Consider the following 20,844-nt stretch of genomic DNA (forward strand, 5'->3'; position numbering starts at 1 on the left):
TATGGCGTGTTATTTTTGGTCCCCGTAGTTCCTAGTAGGTCTCATTTCGAGAATGGGGTTGCGTTTAAGGTCAAAATTAATCCTCAATCTGGCTTAGTCAACATTGGTAGTCAGCTGCAAGAGCAAGGGTTGTCAATCAACCCACTAGTCCTGCAGCTTGGGGCAAGAGGTTTATTCGTCAGCTCAAAGCTAAAGCCTGGTACCTATTTGTTTCCTACGGGGGCCAGTCTTGGGCAAATTCTTTTGCAAGTTGCTCGCGGAGACAGAGTTAAAGAGAGCATTGCCATCATCCCAGGGATGAGCATATGGCAGCTAAGAAACATAATGGATAGTCACGCAGCTATTGTGCACCAAACGAAGGGAATGAGCACTAAAGAGCTGTTACAAAGCTTAAATTTAAATTATCCAAGCGCTGAGGGCATCTTTTTGCCAGATACCTATATCTTTGACCCAGATGAGATCGATCTTCATATCTATCGTAGGGCAGCACTGGGCATGCAAAAGCATCTAAACCAAATATGGGACCAAAGAGAAGCAGGACTTCCTTTGAAAACTCCATACGAGCTCTTAGTTTTAGCGTCCATGATAGAAAAGGAGACAGGCAGATCGAGTGATCGTGACATGATTTCTGCCGTCTTTATAAATCGCCTCAATAAGAATATGCCCCTCCAAATTGATCCTACGGTCATTTATGGATTAGGCCCAAAGTTCGATGGCAATCTGCGTAAATCAGACTTACGAAGGGATTCTCCTTACAATACATACATGCGTAAGGGTCTGCCGCCAAGTCCAATTGCTATGCCCAGCAAGGAATCTTTGCAGGCTGCTGTGCATCCTGCAAAAAGTAATGCTTTATTCTTTGTAGCTAAAGGTGACGGTAGTAGTCACTTTTCCCAAAGCCTAAAAGAACATGAGTCGGCCGTTGATCGATATCAACGGAAAATTGCTCCCAAAAATATCGCTAATTGAAGATACATTGATATGAGCTCCGCTAAATCTGGTTATTTCATTAGCTTCGAGGGTCTTGATGGAGCTGGGAAGAGCACTCACATAGAGTCATTTCGACATCTCATGCAAGACCGCTTTCCAGATATGGATGTGATGGTGACCCGAGAACCAGGGGGAACCCCTCTTGGAGAACAATTACGCAAACTTTTGTTAGAAGCCCCTATGAATTTAGAGACGGAAGCATTGCTGATGTTTGCTGCCCGTCGAGAGCACATAGCTCAGGTTATTGAGCCAGCAATGGATGCTGGCAAAATAGTCATATCAGATCGCTTTGCTGATGCAAGCTTTGCCTACCAAGGCGGCGGTCGCGGTTTGAGTGTAGAAAAATTGAACGATTTAGAACGTTGGGTTCAAGGTCGTGCTGATGGCACACTTTTACAACCCAATTTAACCATCCTTTTTGACTTACCAGGCGAGGTTGCTGAGTCACGTCGCTCTCAGGTGCGCGCTCCAGATAAGTTTGAAAAAATGGATTTAGATTTTTTTGAAAGAGTTCGCCAAGCATACCTTAGAAGAGCTCGTGCTAATTCAAATCGCTTTCATTTAGTTGACGCTACCCACACCACTGAAGCGATTTGGAATGGTTTAAAACAAATTCAGATTAATTTTTAAGTGGATAAACAATCACAAATTGCACCATGGTTAATGCCCTTATGGAAAAGCCTTGATTTTGCTCACATTCCAAATGCCATCCTGCTACGTGGTCAGTCTGGGATAGGGAAGTTCGCATTTTCTGTGGAATTTGCTAAGGCGCTGCTTTGTGAAAACTCTCATGCTGCTATGAGGCCTTGTAATAAATGCGAAGCTTGTCACTGGTTTGATACAGGCAATCATCCCGACTTCATTTCATTGGTTCCGGAAACTCACCGCAAACTCTTGCTTCATGCAGACTATGATTCTGATGAGATGCTAAAAAAAAGTAAATCTACGCGGGAAGAAAATGGCGAAGCAAGCGAGACAAAGGAAAAGAAAAATATTTCAATTGAAGAAACTCGCAACGCCATTGAGAATCTTGCAATAGGGTCGCATCGTGGTGGTAATCGCGTCATATTGATTTATCCACTAGAAATGCTCCGCACTGACTCTGCTAATACCTTATTAAAGTCACTCGAAGAACCCTCTGCAAACACCATATTTATTTTATTAGCAGATAGAGTGGATCGGGTATTGCCAACCATCAGGTCGCGCTGCCGTCTTTTACTAGCACCTCGCCCAGATAGAACATTAGGTTTAGCTTGGTTAAAGAATCAGCTAAATAGTATTGCCGGGCTAAAAATGAATGAGGGAGATCTCGAGACAGTCTACGATGAGCAGGGTGGGGCACCTTTTTCGGCACTGAATTCACTCATAGCAAGTCATCAAAAAGATGACAAGGATGAGCTCACCATATCAATTCAAGCATCTCGCTACTTATTGCAATCTATGGCACAGGGAGCCAGAATAAATTGGTTAGAAGCTGCAGAGAAAACCCATAAAGCAGAATTTGCCTATTTATTAGGCAGTATGCAGCGTTGGGCTTCTGATTTGCAATCCATATCGTTCGGTGGAAATCCTCGTTATTACCCAAAGCACTTAGCCATTCTGCAGGGCTTAGCAAAATCCATTCATACCCCCAAATTACTCTATTTCTGGAAATTGCTAACCCAAGCACGGCGTCATGAAAATCATCCTCTAGCCAATAGAATTCAGTTGGAGGCTCTACTTGCTCAGTATCAGCAAATTTTTGGGATGTAAAATGATAAGTTATGTTTATAGACTCCCATTGCCATCTCGATTTTCCAGAATTTCAATCTCGACTACCTGAGATTCTGAGCAACATGCGTGAGGCCAGGGTTAGTCATGCATTGTGTGTATCGGTTGACTTACCTGACTCTCCAAAAGTCTTAAAACTGGCACAGGATCATTCAAATTTATTTGCATCAGTCGGGGTCCACCCCGACTACGAGGATACTCCTGGACCTAGTATGGAGTTTTTGGTTGATACAGCACTCAACCACTCCAAAATTGTCGCCATCGGGGAGACGGGATTAGATTACCATCGCATGGGTGATCGAAGCTATGAGTCTATGGAATGGCAGCGTGAACGCTTTCGTACTCATATTAGGGCTGCAATTGCTTGTAAAAAGCCCTTGATCATCCATACTCGATTCGCCTCTGAAGACACCATCAAAATCATGAAGGAAGAGGGCGCTGATCAGATCGGCGGTGTGATGCACTGCTTTACCGAATCCTATGAGGTTGCAAAGGCAGCAATGGATATAGGCTTCTACATCTCATTTTCTGGCATTGTGACCTTCAAAAGCGCAAAAGATCTCCGAGAAACCTGCAAGCTAATACCTATGGATCGATTGCTAATAGAGACAGATTCACCATATTTAGCACCCGTTCCGTATCGCGGCAAGATAAATGAACCCGCTTGGGTTTCCAAGATTGGAGCATTTATCGCAGACTTGAAAGATGTATCCGTAGAGCAACTAGCTACTATAACCTCAAATAATTTTTATGCATGTTTTCATATGGTTAGAGTTTAATGTAATGGCATTGCCTCTGTTAAAGTCACATTAGCAATAAATCAACCGATGTAGATTTATCGAATAAAAGCGGTGAAACCCCTTTGATGATTGCCTATATTGATGGAAATTTACCGGTGGTCAAGAGTCTAGTAGCGCAAAGAAGAGCAGAAATTAATCATATTGGCTTTGATGGACACCACTGCATTACGCTTGCTCTAGAGGGCAATTCATATAATTTAATATCTCGCTAGCAAAAGCTTTATAAGCAGACTTATAAAGCTCCAAAAGGCCTTGGACCGATGAAGCCTTGATATATATCTGCGTATAATTATTATTATGTCAAATAAGATATATCGGTATACTCATACTATGGTGCCGAGTGACTCAAAAACTTTAGTAACTGAGATGGTGACAATCAATCTGCTAAAAAGAGATGAACCTTATAACTTCTGGCAGATGTTCTTGGTATTCAGTAATTCCATGATCACTGCCCTCAAGAACCAATTGTGTGGAGCCTTTATAGAAATCTACCATTTCTTTCCAATCCAAAAGCTCATCACCTTTTGCAGCCATCAAAAGGTAACGCCCTGGATTGCTAATTTGCTCAATTTGGAGTAATTTGAGTTCATCTATATATTCCCGTCGAAAATCAAAGGGTTCATCAGTATCGTATGTAGTAAGCATGCCTACATGCGGAGCTAACTCTCTCGGCGCTCTAACTGCTGGATTTAATACAACTGCTTTGCAGCCATATTTCTCTGCTAAATAATTTGTGTAATAACCACCCAAAGAGGAGCCAATCACTACTAAACGATCATGAATAGACTCTTCAATATGCTTAACCACCATGTCTATACTGTCTTTGGGTGATGCGAGAAGTTGAGAGCAATACCATTCAATTGGACGCTCTAATGTAGACAAAGCTTTAATTGCGTCACCAGTAATGACTGCCTTACTTGATCTTGGCGAAGAGCGAAAGCCATGAAGATAGACAATTAAAGTTGAGGTCATGTATTGACTGGGGCCTGTGGTCCGATTTCAAAATGTGCCATTTTCTTTAAAGCCTTAACCATGGCGGAGTGATCCCACAGGCTTTACCTCCATAAGCAGAACATGAGTTAAATAATTCCTGAGCTGTTGCAGTATTTGGTAAAGAGACGCCGAGGGCTTTAGCGCGATTGAGAGCGAGATTAAGGTCTTTTTGATGCAACTCAATCCTGAAGCCTGGGTCGAATGTTCTTTTTACCATTCTCTCGCCATGAACTTCTAACATTTTGGAGCTGGCAAAGCCGCCCTTTAAAGTAACAATAGAGAGGATAAATATCATATTGAATAAATATGATTATCTGCGCCTACATCATTCAGAATATCAAGCACCTGCTGGGTACTGGATAAATAAAAACCAGGAATCTCAAACGTATTAATAGGCTCTATCAACAACCTGATCAATTGCCTTGGGTTCCTTGCAGCCATATTCTTGGGCCCTCCAGTTGCTCACACTCAATCCACAACACCCAAGAAGAAGCAGTCATTTAGAAAAACGCCCACCCCTGTAAAGGGGGCTTTTTAATTGTCTTGGCGGAACGGACGGGACTCGAACCCGCGACCCTCGGCGTGACAGGCCGATATTCTAACCAACTGAACTACCGCTCCAAAATACATCGACTAACACAACACCATACATCTTTTACAGCAACCAGAAAAATCTGGCGTCCCCAGGGGGATTCGAACCCCCGTACTCACCGTGAAAGGGTGATGTCCTAGGCCTCTAGACGATGGGGACCTGGAGTACACAAAACATATAATTATTTTAAATGCTTGGTGGAGATAAGCGGGATCGAACCGCTGACCTCTTACATGCCATGCAAGCGCTCTCCCAGCTGAGCTATACCCCCGAAAAATCTCGTAACAAAACCACAAGACACTCAAAACAATTTAAAATTTTATCCTATTTTTGTGCGAGCGCGCAAATTCAGTCTAGAAACACATTCGAGAGGCGATTCAATGCCTCCTCCTTGCCTAATACCACGAGTACAGAATCAATAGCGGGGGTCTTTGTAGTAGCAAATAGCGCATAACGAACAGGCATTGCCAAGGCAGGCATTTTGATTTGATGCTTAGCCAACACTTGTTTAAATATTGCGCTGTAAGCCTCTTTACTTGGTTCACATATAGAGATCGCATCAACCAAGTCTTTTAATGCTGGAACTATAGCCTCAGGTATGTTTTCTTTAATTTGATCAGTGGTCAATTGAGGCGCTGGCAAGTAAAAGAGCTTTACGCCTTCTGCAATTTCAAGCAAAGTATTCGCACGATCTTGAAGCAAACTCACCACTTGAACAAAGTCTGGCCCCGATTCGGTATCGATACCTAATTCGTGTGCAAAGGGTTCTGTGATCTCTGCCAATCTCATAGGGTCAGAATTTTGAATATATTGGTGATTAAGCCACAGTAATTTCTCGGGGTTGTGCTGTGCTGGCGAGCGACCCAAATTTTTTAAATCAAACCAGTCTACAAATTGCTCTTTAGTAAACACCTCTGCGTCGCCATGCGACCAACCAAGACGTGCAAGATAATTAAGAATGGCTTCAGGAAGGTAACCTGCCCTTTGGTAATCCCGCACACTCATGGCGCCGTTACGCTTGCTCATTTTCTCACCGCCGTCATTTACAACAGTTGGTAGATGAGCATATACGGGTGGTGTACCACCCAAGGCTTTCATAATATTAATCTGCCTTGGGGTGTTATTGACATGATCATCACCTCGAATTACATGGGTAATTTTCATATCCATATCATCAACCACGACACAAAAGTTATATGTTGGAGTGCCGTCAGGTCTTGCAATGACTAAGTCGTCTAATTCATCATTGCTAATTTCTATTTGACCTTTAACTGCATCATTCCAAATTACGGAACCGCCAATGGGATTTTTAAAGCGAATCACAGGACTAATACCCTCTGGAATCGGAGGCAAAGATTTGCCGGGCTCAGGTCGCCACATACCGTCATAGCGAGGCTTCTCTTTATTGGCCATTTGTTGATCGCGCAACAGGTTTAACTCATTTTCAGTCATGTAACACGGATAAGCTAAACCCGCATTTAGCATCTGCTTTACCACCTCACGATAGCGATCTATTCTCTGCATTTGGTAGATCGGACCCTCATCCCAATCTAAGCCTAACCATGACATGCCCTCGATAATGACATCAACAGCCTCCTGCGTGGACCGCTCAAGATCAGTATCTTCAATACGCAGAATGAAGTCTCCCTGATTATGGCGAGCAAATGCCCAAGGATAGAGGGCACTGCGTAGATTTCCCAAATGTATAAAGCCTGTAGGACTTGGGGCGAAACGTGTACGAATATGCATAAATAGCATTATCTCAGGTTAGCCTGAATATGACTAAATTCGGAACAAAGTGGATACTTTGACTTATGTGTGATGGTGCGCCAGTCAGGGGTGAAATCGTCTCTATCGGCAATGCCTGGCAAGCTGTTCTAGAGCGTCGTAATGACCCCCCATGTTGCCGTACGCAAAATTTTTTGGGTGACTTTGTTGGGCGCAGCAACGCTTCTGAGTGTCAGCCTCAAGAAATAAAGTTACTGATATTTTGCGTAGGCTTGGTGAGGAGGAAGTGCAAAGAAAGCACTCTTGCAGAATAAGTTGCAGTAGCAACTATCTGTGATTTTTGTGCCCAACCCTATCGTTTTGGTGCAGTAGATTGCATTCAAGTCTTGAAGACTGATTTATTAAGCGATGCCACCTACTCTCCTTCAAGCGGACATTAATCATCTATTGTTTTGTTGCCTGAGGTGCTGAGGATTTGTCGGCGGGAAGAATCTGCACAAAGAACTCGCCCTCTTTAATCATGCCATGCTCAACTCGAGCGCGCTCTTCGATGGCACGGGTCCCATCCTTGAGATCTTTAACATCCCCTGCTAATTTAGCATTACGAAGAGACAAGAGGCTATTCTGCGCCTCTTGTAGCTCAACTTGACGCTCCATCTCATACACCTTAAGCCATCCCCCCTTACCCAACCAAAGGGGGTACTGAATTGCAATCAGCAATACCAGCATGGAGTAAATGACTATACGCATAGACTATAGGATGCTTACTGCTTAAGGTTATAAAAGACTGACTTACCTGGGTAAGTAGCGACATCGCCTAAATCTTCTTCAATACGCAACAATTGATTGTATTTTGCAATACGATCTGAGCGTGACAAAGACCCTGTCTTAATTTGACCAGCATTGGTGCCGACTGCGATATCAGCAATCGTGCTATCTTCGGTTTCACCAGAACGATGTGAAATTACTGCTGTGTAATTTGCACGCTTAGCCATCTCAATTGCTGCAAACGTCTCTGTCAATGTACCGATTTGATTAATCTTGATGAGAATTGAATTTGCAATCCCCTTTTCAATGCCTTCTTTCAGAAGGCGTGTATTGGTTACAAAGAGATCATCGCCCACCAGCTGGATTTTCTTACCAAGCTTCTTGGTAATATCGGCCCAACCATCCCAATCGCTTTCGTGCATACCATCCTCTATAGAAACAATTGGAAATTGATCGGCCAGATTACCGAGATAATCAGAAAACTCACTTGAACTAAGTTGTAGGCCTTCGCTAGACAAATGATACTCATCGTTTTTATAGAATTCGCTTGCTGCACAATCCAACGCCAAAAGGACGTCCTCTCCAGCTTGGTATCCAGCACCCTCAATCGCTTTCATAATCGTTTGCAGGCACTCGTGATTACTCTTAAAGTTTGGAGCAAATCCACCTTCGTCACCAACAGTGGTAGGCATGCCCTGTGCAGCCAAAATCTTTTTGAGCTCATGGAAAATCTCAGCACCACAGCGTAAAGCATCGCGGAAGTTTTCAGCACCAACGGGCATTACCATGAACTCTTGAATATCTAGGCTATTATTGGCATGTGCACCGCCATTCACAATATTCATCATTGGAACTGGTGGCTGCATACCACCAGAACCCCCGAAATATCGATAGAGCGGAAGACCTGCTTCTTCGGCAGCCGCACGAGCAACAGCCATGGATACGGCTAAGGTTGCATTTGCGCCCAAACGCGCTTTATTGTGAGTGCCATCCAATTCAATCAGGGTGCGATCTAAAAATGCTTGTTCGCTTGCATCAAGTCCCAGAATAGATTCAGCGATCTCAATATTGATGTTTTGAGCGGCCTTCAAAACCCCTTTCCCCAGATAGCGAGCTTTATCACCATCACGCAATTCAATTGCTTCACGAGAGCCTGTTGAGGCTCCAGAGGGAACGGCTGCACGACCCATAACACCAGATTCAAGCAAAACATCACATTCAACTGTTGGGTTGCCACGTGAATCTAGAACTTCTCTACCAATGATGTCAACAATGGCGCTCATACACCTTCTCCTTAAACCAATATGAAATGGTTTGAAATAATTACCTAAAGCTGTCTTCTAAAAATGAGCCGCTTGATTTAACGACATTGTCTAAAGTTACCAATGATTCCAACAAATCTTTCATCCGATCTAGTGGCACAGCATTAGGACCATCAGATAGGGCTTTAGCGGGATCCGGGTGGGTTTCCATAAAGAGACCGCTAATGCCAACGGCAACAGCAGCACGTGCCAACACAGGCACGAATTCGCGCTGTCCACCGCTGGAACTCCCCTGACCCCCAGGGAGCTGAACTGAGTGAGTGGCGTCGAAAACTACAGGTGCATTTGACTCACGTAGTATCGCAAGGCTACGCATATCAGAGACAAGATTGTTGTAACCAAACGATGCGCCGCGTTCACAAACCATAAACTGGTCAGGAAGGTTCTTTTCAGAGGCTGCCATACGTGCTTTTTCAATGACATTGAGCATCTCGTGTGGCGAGAGAAATTGCCCTTTTTTAAAGTTCACGGGTTTACCACTCTGAGCACAGGCGCGAATGAAGTCCGTTTGCCTACAGAGAAAGGCTGGGGTCTGAAGCACATCCACAACGCTAGCAACGTCCGCAATTTCGCTGATGTTATGCACATCGGTTAAAACAGGCACCTCAACCTGTTTTCTGACTGTAGCCAAAATATCCAAACCCCTTTGCATTCCTAAACCACGAAAGGATGTGCCAGAGGAGCGATTGGCTTTATCAAATGAAGATTTATAGATAAATGGGATCTTAAGGGTAGAGGTAATTTCTTTAAGTTGGCCAGCGATATCAATTGCCGATTGTTCAGACTCAATCACGCATGGACCAGCTATTAAAAAAAGGCGTTGATCCAAATCTACATCGTATCCACACAGCTTAAATGCGCTCATAGTTTTCCTTTATGCAGCCTGTTTTTCAGCGGATTTTTGGTGCTCAAGTGCGGCGCTAATAAATGCAGAGAACAAGGGGTGTCCATCACGTGGTGTAGATGTAAATTCTGGATGGAACTGCACACCGAAAAACCATGGATGCATAGATGCAGGTAACTCCATCATTTCCGGAAGCTCCTCATTAGGGGTTCTGGCTGAAATAATCAAACCTGACATTTCAAGTTGCGGAACAAAAGTATTGTTGACCTCGTAGCGATGGCGATGACGTTCGTTTACCTCAGCCCCATATATTTGGTGGGCCAAAGTACCCGTCTTAACAGAACAACGCTGTGATCCAAGGCGCATGGTGCCACCTAGATCGGAGTCATTGGAGCGCTTCTCTAGGTTGCCCTCTCTATCAAGCCATTCGGTAATCAAAGCCACAACAGGCTGCTCTGCTTGAGGGTCAAATTCAGTGCTATTGGCTTTGTTAAAATTAGCTACATGTCGAGCAAATTCGATGACAGCCAATTGCATGCCTAAACAGATACCAAGGTATGGAATTTTTTGCTCGCGAGCATAGCGAATCGTTGATATTTTACCTGCGGTACCCCGCTTACCAAAGCCACCAGGAACCAAAATAGCATCAAGGTTTTTGAGGCAAGTAACACCTTCTTTTTCTATATCTTCAGAATCAATGTAATTGATATTGACACGTGTATGAGTATGAATGCCGGCATGACGCAAGGCCTCAATAAGTGATTTATAAGACTCTGTTAGCTCCACATACTTACCAATCATTCCAATGGTGACTTCATGTTTTGGATTTGCTAGTTCATAAACCAGCTGAGCCCAAACAGAAAGATCAGCCGGCTTTGCTTTGATTTCTAACTCACGGCAAATTAAATCATCCATCCCCTGAGCATGGAGCATTTCAGGAATCTTATATATCGTGTCTACATCCCAAACTGAAATGACAGCTTCTTCACGCACATTGGAGAATAGTGAAATCTTGGCACGCTCATCCTCTGGAATCGGACGATCTGCCCGACAAAGCAATACGGTCGGCATTATGCCGATCTCACGCAACTTTTGTACAGAGTGTTGCGTAGGCTTAGTTTTTAACTCTCCTGCGCTGTTGATATATGGTACTAAAGTCAAGTGCACAAAAGCGCAGTCATGCACCGGCAAGCGCAAACTCATTTGCCTTGCTGCCTCTAAGAAAGGAAGAGACTCGATATCACCGACTGTTCCACCAATTTCGCAAATAGCTACATCCGCTTTGCCATCATGACTTGCTTTGGCTCCGCGTTCGACAAATGCTTGAATTTCATTGGTAATGTGCGGAATCACTTGAACTGTTTTTCCAAGATATTCGCCGCGACGTTCTTTGCTGATGACAGATTCATAAATCTGACCAGTCGTGAAATTATTGCTCTTGCGCATCTTGGCAGACACGAAGCGCTCGTAGTGACCCAAATCCAAGTCCGTTTCAGCTCCATCTTCAGTAACGAAAACCTCGCCATGCTGTAAGGGGCTCATAGTGCCCGGGTCTACGTTGATATAAGGGTCTAATTTTAGGAGGGTGACTTTCAGGCCGCGGGATTCAAGAATCGCGGCAAGCGAGGCAGCTGCAATTCCTTTCCCTAAAGTAGAAACCACGCCACCAGTGACAAAAACGCATTTGGTCATCGCTTAATAAGCTCTCTTGCAAAAAGTAATTATAACGATAGACAATGCTTTCCCTCAAATTGAAAATCGTTAATATTCTGTTTTCTTGCCTATAAAGACTTTTTTAGCTATGCGCCTATTATTTGCCGCACTATTAACCATCCTCTCCCTTTTGCTATCGCATTCAATAAGAATGCCTGCCAATATAGGGGCTATTTTTGCTTTGAATCTATTTCTTGGATGGTCCTTAATAGGCTGGGTTATTGCCCTAGTTTGGGTGATGAAGGATGAGGAGGTTTTGTAGTTTTAGCCTGTAACTTTTCCATATTGCATTGAGGGATTACAAATCTTCCTAGTAAAAACCCATATTTTTCAATGATTTAGAGTTTTTTTAGTTAAATTTCTCTTTTAAACTCTTATATAAGACTTAAATAAGTAACTATAATCGGTTTAGTCGGGAGAGAATTCCCTTTCGGCCTTTCTCTTGACCACTTTTACCTCACAGGAAACACAATGTTAGAAGCCTATAACGCCCAAGTTGCAGAGCGCGCAGCTCTTGGTATTCCCGCACTACCATTAACCAAGGATCAAACATTTGAGTTAGTTAAATTGCTAAAAACCCCGCCTAACGGCAAAGAGGCTGAACTTGTAGAGCTAATAACAAATCGTGTTCCTGCAGGCGTTGATGAAGCAGCAAAAGTAAAGGCTGAGTTTTTAAATGCAATCGCCAAGGACACAGAAAAGTCCCCTTTAATTTCTCGTATCAAAGCAACTGAGTTATTGGGAGCAATGCTTGGCGGTTACAACATCAAACCGCTTGTTAAATTACTGAGTGATGCTGAGTGTGGTTCTGCAGCGGCGGCTGCCCTTAAGAAAACATTATTAATGTTTGACTATTTCCACGATGTTCAAGAGTTAGCGGAAAAAGGAAATGCGAATGCTAAATCGGTTCTGCAAAGCTGGGCTGATGCAGAGTGGTTTACAAGTCGCCCTGCTGTTCCAGAAAGCATGAAACTTACGGTTTTCAAGGTCACAGGCGAAACCAATACCGACGACTTATCCCCCGCTCCTGACGCTTGGAGTCGACCCGACATTCCTTTGCATGCTACCGTCATGCTGAAGAATCCACGTCCTGGCATTGAACCCGATGAGACCGGAGTTCGCGGTCCGATGAAACAAATTGCTGAGTTGCAGAAAAAGGGCAATCAAATTGCTTACGTTGGTGACGTTGTTGGAACCGGATCTTCACGTAAATCTGCAACAAATTCTGTTTTATGGTGGACTGGCCAAGATATCCCTTTTGTACCAAACAAACGTTATGGCGGCGTCTGCTTGGGCACCAAAATTGCACCGATCTTCTTCAATACGATGGAAGACGCGGGCGCATTACCAATAGAACTCGATGTCAATCAAATGAATATGGGTGATGTTATTGAATTGCGCCCATATGAAGGTAAAGCTTATAAAGACGGTAAAGAGATTGCTTCTTTCACAATGAAGTCCCCAGTTATTTTTGATGAAGTTCGAGCAGGTGGTCGTATTCCATTGATCGTAGGTCGTGGTCTTACTGCAAAAGCTCGTGTGGCCTTCGGTTTGCCAGCTTCCACGGAGTTCCGCGTACCTGTTAGCCCACCCGACAATAAAAAAGGTTACAGTTTGGCTCAAAAGATGGTTGGTCGCGCCTGTGGATTGCCAGAAGGTCAAGGCGTACGCCCAGACACTTACTGTGAGCCTCATATGACCACTGTTGGATCTCAAGATACCACTGGCCCTATGACCCGCGATGAGTTGAAAGATTTGGCTTGCTTAGGCTTCTCAGCTGATTTAGTGATGCAATCTTTCTGTCACACATCAGCTTATCCAAAGCCTGTTGATATTCGCACCCACCATGAATTGCCGGCATTTATGACCAATCGTGGCGGTGTTGCATTGCGTCCAGGTGATGGCGTGATTCATAGCTGGCTTAATCGTTTATTACTGCCTGATACTTGCGGCACTGGTGGCGATAGCCATACTCGTTTCCCGATCGGCATCTCCTTCCCTGCAGGCTCTGGTTTAGTAGCCTTTGCAGCAGCAACTGGCGTAATGCCATTAGATATGCCCGAGTCTGTATTGGTTCGCTTCAAAGGAAAAATGCAACCCGGTCTTACGTTGCGAGATCTGGTAAATGCTATTCCTTTGTATGCAATCAAAAAAGGTTTGTTAACCATTGAGAAACAAGGCAAAAAAAATATTTTTTCAGGACGTATTTTAGAGATTGAAGGCTTACCAGACCTTAAGGTTGAGCAAGCATTTGAATTGTCTGATGCTTCCGCTGAGCGCTCTGCAGGTGGCTGTGCAGTACAACTTAATAAAGAACCAATCATTGAATACATGCAATCTAACATCACACTAATGAAGTGGATGATTGCTAATGGCTATGAAGATAAGCGTACTTTAGGTCGCCGCATTAAGGCCATGGAGGCATGGATTGCAAAGCCTGAATTACTCAAGGCCGATGCAAATGCTGACTACGCTGAGATCATTGAGATTGACATGAGTGAAATTAAAGAGCCAATCCTGGCGTGCCCTAATGATCCAGATGATGTCAAGTTCCTCTCTGAAGTTGCTGGCGAAAAAATTGACGAAGTCTTTATTGGTTCGTGCATGACTAACATTGGTCACTTCCGTGCAGCTGGCAAAGTACTCGAGGGTAAGTCTGATATCCCAACCCGTCTTTGGATTGCCCCTCCCACTAAAATGGATCAAATGGTTCTCACAGAAGAGGGTTACTATGGCGTCCTAGGACGCACCGGCGCCCGGATGGAAACCCCAGGCTGTTCACTTTGTATGGGTAATCAAGCTCAAATCCGCAAGGGTTCAACCGCAGTATCTACATCGACACGTAACTTCCCTAATCGTTTGGGCATTGATACGCGTGTTTACTTAGCATCTGCTGAGCTTGCTTCTGTTGCAGCACTCTTGGGTCGACTACCTACTCCCAAAGAATATTTGGAGCAAGTTGAGTCATTGAATGCTAAGGCAGCTGAGGTGTATCGCTATACGAACTTTGACAAGATCCCGTCATTTAGCGATGTCGCCAATACGGTTGCTATTTAACTACTACTATCAGTAGTAGTTGTTTGGCTAAAGAAAAGGCGATCATATGATCGCCTTTTTTATTGAAATAAAACAAATTAGATTGAAAGCATAGACTCTTGTCGGGCATTCGCACGACTTAGACCAGAGACCCAGTTATTGGTTGGTAAACCAGTTTGTTTCATCAGAAGCTTCGCACGCCGAGAAACATCTTTCCACGCTGCCACTAACTTAGGACCCTTAAATGCGAGAGCTACCACATTGCAATCATGTGATTCAGGAAACAACAAAACCCGATCATCAAAAGCTTCACAGATATTTTTCAGATTTATTGCAAAACTCTTATGTCTTGAGAACAAGTTTACTGCCATCACACCAGGGCTCTTCAGAACATTAAAGCATCCTTTATAAAATTCCAATGAGCTGGCAGCAGGACCATCACAAATTGCATCATATAAGTCAACTTGCACTGCATCAAAATGACCCTGATATTGTTTGTTCTTTACAAACTGCTTTGCATCCGTTTGGAGAGTTTCTAGTTTGCGATCATCATCAGCAGGCGTAAAAAATATCGAGCGTGCAGAATCAATGACTGATGGGTTAAGTTCAACAACGGTGGTTTTGACAGCAGGACAATAGCGATATTGAAACTTAGTTAATGCACCAGTTCCCAGCCCCAACTGCGCAATCCGCATTCCAGGTTTAGTTTTTAAAAATAGCAGCCAAGCCATCATTTGTTGGTTGTATTCCAGATAGATTTCATCTGGATCACGCAGACGCATTGCGCCCTGGATTAATGCAGTACCAAAGTGAAGATAGCGAATACCGCGGCTTTCAGAAAAGGTAATTGACTCCATCTCTTGATGGCTGAGTTAATTAATCAGCCCAACAACGGGCGTTGCGAAATAAGCGTAACCAAGGGCTAGCACCATCGGACGTATCAAGCCAACCAGGGGGACACCAACTCATCTGGACAGCCCTAAATACACGTTCGGGATGCGGCATCATGACCATGAAACGACCATCCGGGGTAGTAACTCCTGTCAATCCGCCTGGAGACCCATTTGGATTCATGGGATAGGTTTCTGTTGGTCTGCCTTGATGATCCACAAATCGGAAGGAGGCCAGCCCTTGGCTCTGAATTTTCTCTAAGCTTCCTTGTTGGCTGAAGTTTGCAAAACCTTCTCCATGGGCAATTGCAATTGGTATCTGACTGCCTTCCATGCCTTGTGTAAAGATTGAAGGAGATGTCATAACTTCAGCCATTACTAATCGAGCCTCGTACTGCTCCGATTGATTGCGAGTAAATTTTGGCCATGCATCTGCGCCAAGGATGATTCCAGATAAATTACTCATCATCTGACAACCGTTACAAACGCCTAATGCAAAACTGTCTTGGCGATTAAAGAATGCTGCAAATTGATCACGCAACTGCTGATTAAATAGAATGGTTTTTGCCCATCCTTCACCCGCACCTAAGACATCCCCATAACTGAATCCGCCGCAAGCAATTAAACCCCTAAAGTCATCTAGCTTAGTTTTGCCGCTAAGCAAATCGGTCATATGGACATCATAGCTATCAAACCCAGCCCAATTGACTGAATAGGCTATTTCTACATGAGAGTTAACGCCCTGCTCTCGTAATATTGCTACTTTAGGGCGAATTTTCTTAGAAATATACGGTGCTGTAATATCTTCCGATACATCGAAAGTCAGTCTCGGGCTCATGCCTGGATCGGTAGGATCATCCAAAAGCATAAACTCGCTATTTGCACATGCTGGGTTATCTCGCAAACGGGCTATTTGATAACTGGTATTCATCCAAATCTTTTGCAGCACTTCACGTGGTTCTGCAAAAATATTTTTTGCATCACGCCAAATCTCAATTCTCCCATTGGAGTTTGGCGTACCGATGACGTGACTATAGGCACTCAAGCCATGCTTTCTTAATACGGCAAATACACTATCACGGTCTTCTTTACGAACCTGAACTACAACACCCAATTCTTCATTAAAAAGCGCCCTCATGGTTTGCTCATGACGACGACCAGAAATCTGTTGCGCCCAATTTTTGGCATCGCCATAGTCAGGCTCCTGATCTGCATCCATAGCGATCATGTCTACATTAATTGAGATTCCACAATGCGAAGCAAACGCCATTTCAGCTACGCATGCAAATAAGCCTCCATCTGAACGATCGTGATACGCCAGCAACTTAGCTGCTTGGCGAAGCTCAATCATGACAGCCGCTAAAGCCTTCAGATCCTCTGGATGATTCACATCTGGTGGTAGCTTGCCAGATTGATCTAGCACTTGAGCTAGGATGCTACCTGCCATACGATTCTTGCCACGGCCTAAATCAATCAGAATGAGTTCAGACTCAATTGCGGAGTCATCTGGATTCTTTAACTGCAATAACGGAGTCAGAGTCCTACGGACATCTTGAACCGAAGCAAAAGCAGAAATAATCAAAGAAACTGGAGCAATTACTTTTTTATCGGCATTTCCATCTTGCCAAGCTGTCGACATTGATAGGGAGTCTTTACCAACAGGTATAGAAATTCCTAAAGCTGGACACAGCTCCATACCGACAGCTTTAACAGAGTCATAGAGTTTTGCATCTTCGCCAGGAGCACCACATGCTGCCATCCAGTTGGCAGAGAGCTTAACTCCGCTAAGTTCCGCAATATCAGCTGCCAAAAGATTTGTAACAGCCTCTCCCACAGCCATGCGCGCAGCTGCAGGCGCATCAATGACTGCTAGCGGTGTTCTCTCACCCATGGACATTACTTCGCCACGATAACCTTTGTAATCCATTAAGGTGACAGCACAGTCAGCAACGGGTACCTGCCATGGTCCAACAAACTGGTCTCTCGCACTCAAACCACCCACAGTCCGATCCCCAATTGTGATCAAGAATGATTTACTCGCCACAGTGGGTTGCTGTAACACCCATGCAATAGACTGAGTCAAGTCTGCATTCGTAACATCCAGCTCCTCAAATTCCTGAACAATACGGATAACATTTCGATGCATCTTAGGTGGTTGACCTAGCAGAACCTCCATAGGCATATCAATCGGAAGTGCTTCATCAGCGCTTGGCGATTGTTTGGAATCACTCAATTGCAATTGACGTTCAGAAGTGGCTTCACCTACTACAGCAAAAGGGCAACGCTCACGCTCACAAAATGATTTGAAAAGATCTAAATCCTTTTTCTCAATCGCTAATACATAACGCTCTTGAGATTCGTTGCACCAGATCTCTGCAGGGCTCATGCCAGTCTCTTCAAGAGGGACACTGCGCAGCTTGAATTTCGCCCCTAGTCCCGCACCAGCTGCAAGCTCTGGGAATGCATTGGAAAGACCGCCTGCACCTACATCGTGGATAGAAACAATAGGGTTATGCTCACCTAATGCCCTACAGGCGTTAATTACCTCCTGCGCTCGACGCTCCATTTCGGGATTACCCCGCTGAACTGAATCAAAATCTAGATCTGCCGTATTAGTGCCCGTTGCCACAGAACTTCCTGTAGCTCCGCTCATACCAATCCGCATACCTGGTCCACCAAGCTGAATAAGTAAATGACCAGCTTTAATTGCTTTTTTGTCTGTATGTATGGAATCAATACTACCTATGCCGCCAGCGATCATGATTGGCTTGTGATATCCGCAACGAACACCATCTAAAGTTTGTTCAAAAACTCGGAAATATCCACCTAATATTGGTCGACCAAATTCATTATTAAACGCCGCTCCACCTAAAGGACCATCAATCATGATTTGCAAAGGCGTTGCTATGCGTTCTGGCTTTCCATGCTTTTCACGTTCCCAAGGAAGATCAGTGCCAGGGATGTTGAGATGAGAAACGGAGAACCCTGTTAAACCTGCTTTAGGGCGTCCGCCGACACCGGTTGCACCTTCATCACGAATTTCTCCTCCCGCACCAGTTGAGGCACCTGGAAATGGAGCAATTGCAGTTGGGTGGTTGTGGGTCTCCACCTTCATCAAGGTGTGAACTAAACGGGTATCTTTTTCATAGCGATGATGCTCACCTTGAGGACCCCAAGTCTCCGCCTCGCATCCTGCCATTACCGCAGAATTATCAGAATAGGCAACGATCGTGCCTTCAGGGTGCAGTTGATGAGTATTTCGAATCATAGCAAACAATGAGCGCTCTTGGTCATCACCGTCTATAGTCCAACTCGCGTGAAAAATCTTATGACGACAATGCTCGCTATTTGCCTGAGCAAACATAATGAGCTCTACATCAGATGGATTGCGCCCAAGGCGTACAAAGTTTTCCACTAAGTAAGCTACCTCATCGTCAGATAATGCAAGACCCCAATCTTGATTAGCCCGATCAAGTGCAGACTTTCCCTCCGTCATGACAGGAATACGCAGCAATGGCTTATCTTCTAATGATTGGTACAGGACATTAGCTGCATCAACAGATTCAATTACCGCCTCAGTCATGCGATCATGGATTGCAGTAAACACTACTTGTTTTTGTTCAAGTGTTAGTTCTTTTTTACTTTTCCAAGAAAACTGCATACCTCGCTCAAGTCGTAAGATATCTAAACCGCATTGGCGAGCGATATCAGTCGCTTTGCTAGCCCATGGAGAAACTGTACCTAAGCGCGGAATAACTATGGCAATCTGTCTGTCTGATCTCTCTTTCCCAAACCAGGACTTACCCGGAATAATTCGAGAGTGAAAAGGTTGACCATAAGTGAGCAAGTTAGTTAAACCATCTTGGTTTTTGCTTTCGAGCTCAGAGTCAGCCCATACAAAATGTAGGTACTGGGCCTCTATAAACTCAAGCTCAACCCCTTGATCAGCCAAAGTAGCTAAAAGTCGCTGTTCGCGAAAAGGGGAAAGCGCATCTGCGCCAGGCAAAAAGTGGAAAAAAGACATCCCTAGATTATAAGGTTTTGCCTACAGTAATCGCCCACCCTGAAGGTGCTATTGGCGTTGGCACCTATCAGCCAAGGCCTGGTTGTGGGTTACCAAAATCAGGGTTGATTGATTGGCTGGATTTCGCTGGAAAAGCAGCTCTATGACCCTGCCGCCACCGGCCGCATCAAGGCTACCGGTAGGCTCTCATCCGCAAATAAAATGGCGGCCTTCATGATGTGAAGGCTCTGGCTAGAGCTACGCGCTGTTGCTCATCCCCGGAGAGTGTTGTAGGGAAATGATTGGTTCGATGGCCAAGGCCTACTTGTTCAAGACAACTTAAAGCATTTTCCTTGGCTTTCCCCGAGCCGTTTAGCTCTGCTGGAAGCATAACATTTTCAAGCGCAGTCAGATAGGGAAGCAGTTGAAAAGATTGAAATACAAACCCAACATTTTGCCCCATCAGATGTGCTCTGCCGTCTTCATCAAGCTGATTGAGATTTTGCCTCATCAATTCAACATGACCATTAGATGACAAATCAAACCCAGCCAAAAGTCCCAATAAGGTGCTTTTTCCGGAACCTGACGCTCCAGTAATCGCAACACTTTCGCCATGCAGAACATCAAAGCAGAGCGCGTGCAAAATAGTGAGATCTCCATCGCTAGATGGAACCTCTTTACTCAGGTCTATTGCGCTGAGGACTTTTGATGGAATATTCATAGATGAATAAAAATAGTTGTATGGGTTACTTTAGAAAAAAATGGCTACCTCTTACAAGGGCTATGACCCTATTTTGCCTTTTTATTTCCTTCGACACGCAGGCACAGATAAATCCAATTATTTTGGTACTGGGGGATAGCTTATCGGCAGAATATGGCATAACAATGGGCACTGGTTGGGTCAAGCTTTTAGAGGATCAGCTCCAAAAACAAGGGAGCAAATGGAATGTCTTTAATGCCAGCATCAGCGGAGAAACCACCGCTGGTGGCTTAAAGCGATTACCAAAATTAATAGAACAAAAGAAGCCAGGAATCATACTGCTAGAGCTTGGAGCGAATGATGCGTTACGCGGTCTTTCGATCCAAGAGTCGGAGAAAAATCTACGAAAAATGATTCATTTATGCACAAATTCAGGATCAAAAGTCCTCCTGTTTAGCATGCAAATACCGCCAAATTATGGTCCGGAGTACGCAAAACAGTTTAAAGACCTCTACTCGACACTAGCCAATCAAGAAAAAGTTGAGTTAGTGCCATTCTTCATGAATGGAGTAGCGTTAGATCTGAGTTTATTTCAAGCAGATCGCATTCACCCCAATGAAAAAGCCCAAGCTATTCTATTTAAAAACGTATGGGGCGCAATGGCCCCATATCAAACACTATTAAAAGTTCAATAG

Annotated in this window: 16 protein-coding genes, 3 tRNA genes and 3 pseudogenes; 8 read left to right on the plus strand and 14 right to left on the minus strand. The window is 44.3% G+C overall.

Annotation, left to right across the window (positions count from 1 at the left end; all coding sequences use genetic code 11):
* The first annotated feature begins 6 nt into the window (after positions 1 to 6).
* The 5 genes from mltG to DXE31_RS12525 all read left to right on the plus strand — a co-directional run bounded on the left by mltG (position 7) and on the right by DXE31_RS12525 (position 3,772).
* Entirely contained in the window at positions 7 to 969 is a 963-nt protein-coding gene (gene mltG, locus DXE31_RS08285; RefSeq protein ID WP_231969485.1) for an endolytic transglycosylase MltG, read from the plus strand.
* A 12-nt stretch (positions 970 to 981) separates the two neighbouring features.
* Positions 982 to 1,620, plus strand: a complete 639-nt coding sequence (tmk, locus tag DXE31_RS08290) for a dTMP kinase (RefSeq protein WP_114698451.1) — start codon at positions 982 to 984, stop codon at positions 1,618 to 1,620.
* Positions 1,621 to 2,742 carry a DNA polymerase III subunit delta' gene (locus tag DXE31_RS08295; protein WP_197712216.1) on the plus strand — a complete coding sequence of 374 codons (1,122 nt, stop codon included), beginning with the start codon at positions 1,621 to 1,623 and terminating at the stop codon, positions 2,740 to 2,742.
* An 11-nt stretch (positions 2,743 to 2,753) separates the two neighbouring features.
* Positions 2,754 to 3,539, plus strand: a complete 786-nt coding sequence (locus tag DXE31_RS08300) for a TatD family hydrolase (protein WP_114698452.1) — start codon at positions 2,754 to 2,756, stop codon at positions 3,537 to 3,539.
* Between the two features lie 86 nt (positions 3,540 to 3,625).
* Entirely contained in the window at positions 3,626 to 3,772 is a 147-nt protein-coding gene (locus DXE31_RS12525) for a hypothetical protein (protein WP_331852016.1), read from the plus strand.
* Between the two features lie 172 nt (positions 3,773 to 3,944).
* On the opposite strand, the gene DXE31_RS08305 is transcribed toward DXE31_RS12525, so the two are convergent.
* The 11 genes and pseudogenes from DXE31_RS08305 to DXE31_RS08360 all read right to left on the minus strand — a co-directional run bounded on the left by DXE31_RS08305 (position 3,945) and on the right by DXE31_RS08360 (position 11,499).
* Positions 3,945 to 4,532, minus strand: coding sequence for a YqiA/YcfP family alpha/beta fold hydrolase (locus tag DXE31_RS08305; protein WP_114698453.1), 588 nt, complete (start codon positions 4,530 to 4,532; stop codon positions 3,945 to 3,947).
* A pseudogene (locus DXE31_RS08310) lies at positions 4,529 to 4,821 on the minus strand (NAD-binding protein); the annotation flags it as partial. The pseudogene DXE31_RS08310 and the gene DXE31_RS08305, both read right to left, overlap by 4 nt.
* A gap of 16 nt (positions 4,822 to 4,837) precedes the next feature.
* Positions 4,838 to 4,967, minus strand: a pseudogene (locus DXE31_RS11655) (hydroxypyruvate isomerase); the annotation flags it as partial.
* A gap of 130 nt (positions 4,968 to 5,097) precedes the next feature.
* Positions 5,098 to 5,174: transfer RNA gene (locus DXE31_RS08320), tRNA-Asp, on the minus strand.
* 54 nt (positions 5,175 to 5,228) lie between these two features.
* Positions 5,229 to 5,304 (minus strand) — tRNA-Glu (locus tag DXE31_RS08325).
* Between the two features lie 36 nt (positions 5,305 to 5,340).
* Positions 5,341 to 5,416, minus strand: a tRNA-Ala gene (locus DXE31_RS08330).
* Between the two features lie 77 nt (positions 5,417 to 5,493).
* Positions 5,494 to 6,903 (minus strand): glutamate--tRNA ligase, encoded by a 1,410-nt coding sequence (gltX, locus tag DXE31_RS08335; RefSeq protein WP_114698454.1) that lies wholly within the window; start codon positions 6,901 to 6,903, stop codon positions 5,494 to 5,496.
* 414 nt (positions 6,904 to 7,317) lie between these two features.
* Complete coding sequence (gene ftsB / locus DXE31_RS08345; RefSeq protein WP_114698455.1) at positions 7,318 to 7,623, minus strand: cell division protein FtsB; 306 nt, start codon at positions 7,621 to 7,623, stop codon at positions 7,318 to 7,320.
* A 14-nt stretch (positions 7,624 to 7,637) separates the two neighbouring features.
* A complete protein-coding gene (eno, locus tag DXE31_RS08350) occupies positions 7,638 to 8,924 on the minus strand; it encodes a phosphopyruvate hydratase (protein WP_114698456.1) in 1,287 nt (428 codons plus the stop codon).
* 40 nt (positions 8,925 to 8,964) lie between these two features.
* The gene (gene kdsA / locus DXE31_RS08355; protein ID WP_114698457.1) at positions 8,965 to 9,828 is read right to left on the minus strand and encodes a 3-deoxy-8-phosphooctulonate synthase; all 864 of its coding nucleotides are present in this window, start codon (positions 9,826 to 9,828) and stop codon (positions 8,965 to 8,967) included.
* Between the two features lie 9 nt (positions 9,829 to 9,837).
* Positions 9,838 to 11,499: a CTP synthase gene (locus DXE31_RS08360; protein ID WP_114698458.1), complete on the minus strand. Its 1,662-nt coding sequence runs from the start codon at positions 11,497 to 11,499 to the stop codon at positions 9,838 to 9,840.
* A gap of 172 nt (positions 11,500 to 11,671) precedes the next feature.
* On the opposite strand from DXE31_RS08360, the gene DXE31_RS11660 reads away from it, so the two are divergent.
* Positions 11,672 to 11,782 carry a superinfection immunity protein gene (locus tag DXE31_RS11660; protein WP_231969555.1) on the plus strand — a complete coding sequence of 37 codons (111 nt, stop codon included), beginning with the start codon at positions 11,672 to 11,674 and terminating at the stop codon, positions 11,780 to 11,782.
* 209 nt (positions 11,783 to 11,991) lie between these two features.
* Positions 11,992 to 14,577 carry a bifunctional aconitate hydratase 2/2-methylisocitrate dehydratase gene (locus DXE31_RS08370; RefSeq protein ID WP_114698459.1) on the plus strand — a complete coding sequence of 862 codons (2,586 nt, stop codon included), beginning with the start codon at positions 11,992 to 11,994 and terminating at the stop codon, positions 14,575 to 14,577.
* A 77-nt stretch (positions 14,578 to 14,654) separates the two neighbouring features.
* Here the strand turns inward: DXE31_RS08370 and DXE31_RS08375 are convergent, their stop codons facing one another.
* From DXE31_RS08375 to DXE31_RS08385, 3 genes and pseudogenes are all read right to left on the minus strand, one after another.
* A complete protein-coding gene (locus DXE31_RS08375; RefSeq protein WP_114698460.1) occupies positions 14,655 to 15,413 on the minus strand; it encodes a spermine/spermidine synthase domain-containing protein in 759 nt (252 codons plus the stop codon).
* Positions 15,414 to 15,432: 19 nt separating this feature from the next.
* Positions 15,433 to 19,470: a phosphoribosylformylglycinamidine synthase gene (gene purL / locus DXE31_RS08380; RefSeq protein ID WP_114698461.1), complete on the minus strand. Its 4,038-nt coding sequence runs from the start codon at positions 19,468 to 19,470 to the stop codon at positions 15,433 to 15,435.
* A 48-nt stretch (positions 19,471 to 19,518) separates the two neighbouring features.
* Positions 19,519 to 20,170: pseudogene (locus DXE31_RS08385) on the minus strand (ABC transporter ATP-binding protein).
* Between the two features lie 62 nt (positions 20,171 to 20,232).
* Here DXE31_RS08385 and DXE31_RS08390 point away from each other — a divergent pair.
* Positions 20,233 to 20,844, plus strand: a complete 612-nt coding sequence (locus DXE31_RS08390; protein WP_231969486.1) for an arylesterase — start codon at positions 20,233 to 20,235, stop codon at positions 20,842 to 20,844.

It is taken from the genome of Polynucleobacter necessarius (assembly GCF_900095185.1).
GTDB lineage: Bacteria > Pseudomonadota > Gammaproteobacteria > Burkholderiales > Burkholderiaceae > Polynucleobacter.

Bases quoted from the DNA above. Each gene is read 5' to 3' on its own strand.
- tmk (WP_114698451.1), top strand. From the start codon at position 982: ATGAGCTCCGCTAAATCTGGTTATTTCATTAGCTTCGAGGGTCTTGAT.
- DXE31_RS08300 (WP_114698452.1), top strand. From the start codon at position 2,754: ATGTTTATAGACTCCCATTGCCATCTCGATTTTCCAGAATTTCAATCT.
- DXE31_RS12525 (WP_331852016.1), top strand. From the start codon at position 3,626: ATGATTGCCTATATTGATGGAAATTTACCGGTGGTCAAGAGTCTAGTA.
- DXE31_RS08305 (WP_114698453.1), bottom strand. From the start codon at position 4,532: ATGACCTCAACTTTAATTGTCTATCTTCATGGCTTTCGCTCTTCGCCA.
- gltX (WP_114698454.1), bottom strand. From the start codon at position 6,903: ATGCTATTTATGCATATTCGTACACGTTTCGCCCCAAGTCCTACAGGC.
- ftsB (WP_114698455.1), bottom strand. From the start codon at position 7,623: ATGCGTATAGTCATTTACTCCATGCTGGTATTGCTGATTGCAATTCAG.
- eno (WP_114698456.1), bottom strand. From the start codon at position 8,924: ATGAGCGCCATTGTTGACATCATTGGTAGAGAAGTTCTAGATTCACGT.
- kdsA (WP_114698457.1), bottom strand. From the start codon at position 9,828: ATGAGCGCATTTAAGCTGTGTGGATACGATGTAGATTTGGATCAACGC.
- DXE31_RS08360 (WP_114698458.1), bottom strand. From the start codon at position 11,499: ATGACCAAATGCGTTTTTGTCACTGGTGGCGTGGTTTCTACTTTAGGG.
- DXE31_RS11660 (WP_231969555.1), top strand. From the start codon at position 11,672: ATGCCTGCCAATATAGGGGCTATTTTTGCTTTGAATCTATTTCTTGGA.
- DXE31_RS08370 (WP_114698459.1), top strand. From the start codon at position 11,992: ATGTTAGAAGCCTATAACGCCCAAGTTGCAGAGCGCGCAGCTCTTGGT.
- DXE31_RS08375 (WP_114698460.1), bottom strand. From the start codon at position 15,413: ATGGAGTCAATTACCTTTTCTGAAAGCCGCGGTATTCGCTATCTTCAC.
- purL (WP_114698461.1), bottom strand. From the start codon at position 19,470: ATGTCTTTTTTCCACTTTTTGCCTGGCGCAGATGCGCTTTCCCCTTTT.
- DXE31_RS08390 (WP_231969486.1), top strand. From the start codon at position 20,233: ATGACCCTATTTTGCCTTTTTATTTCCTTCGACACGCAGGCACAGATA.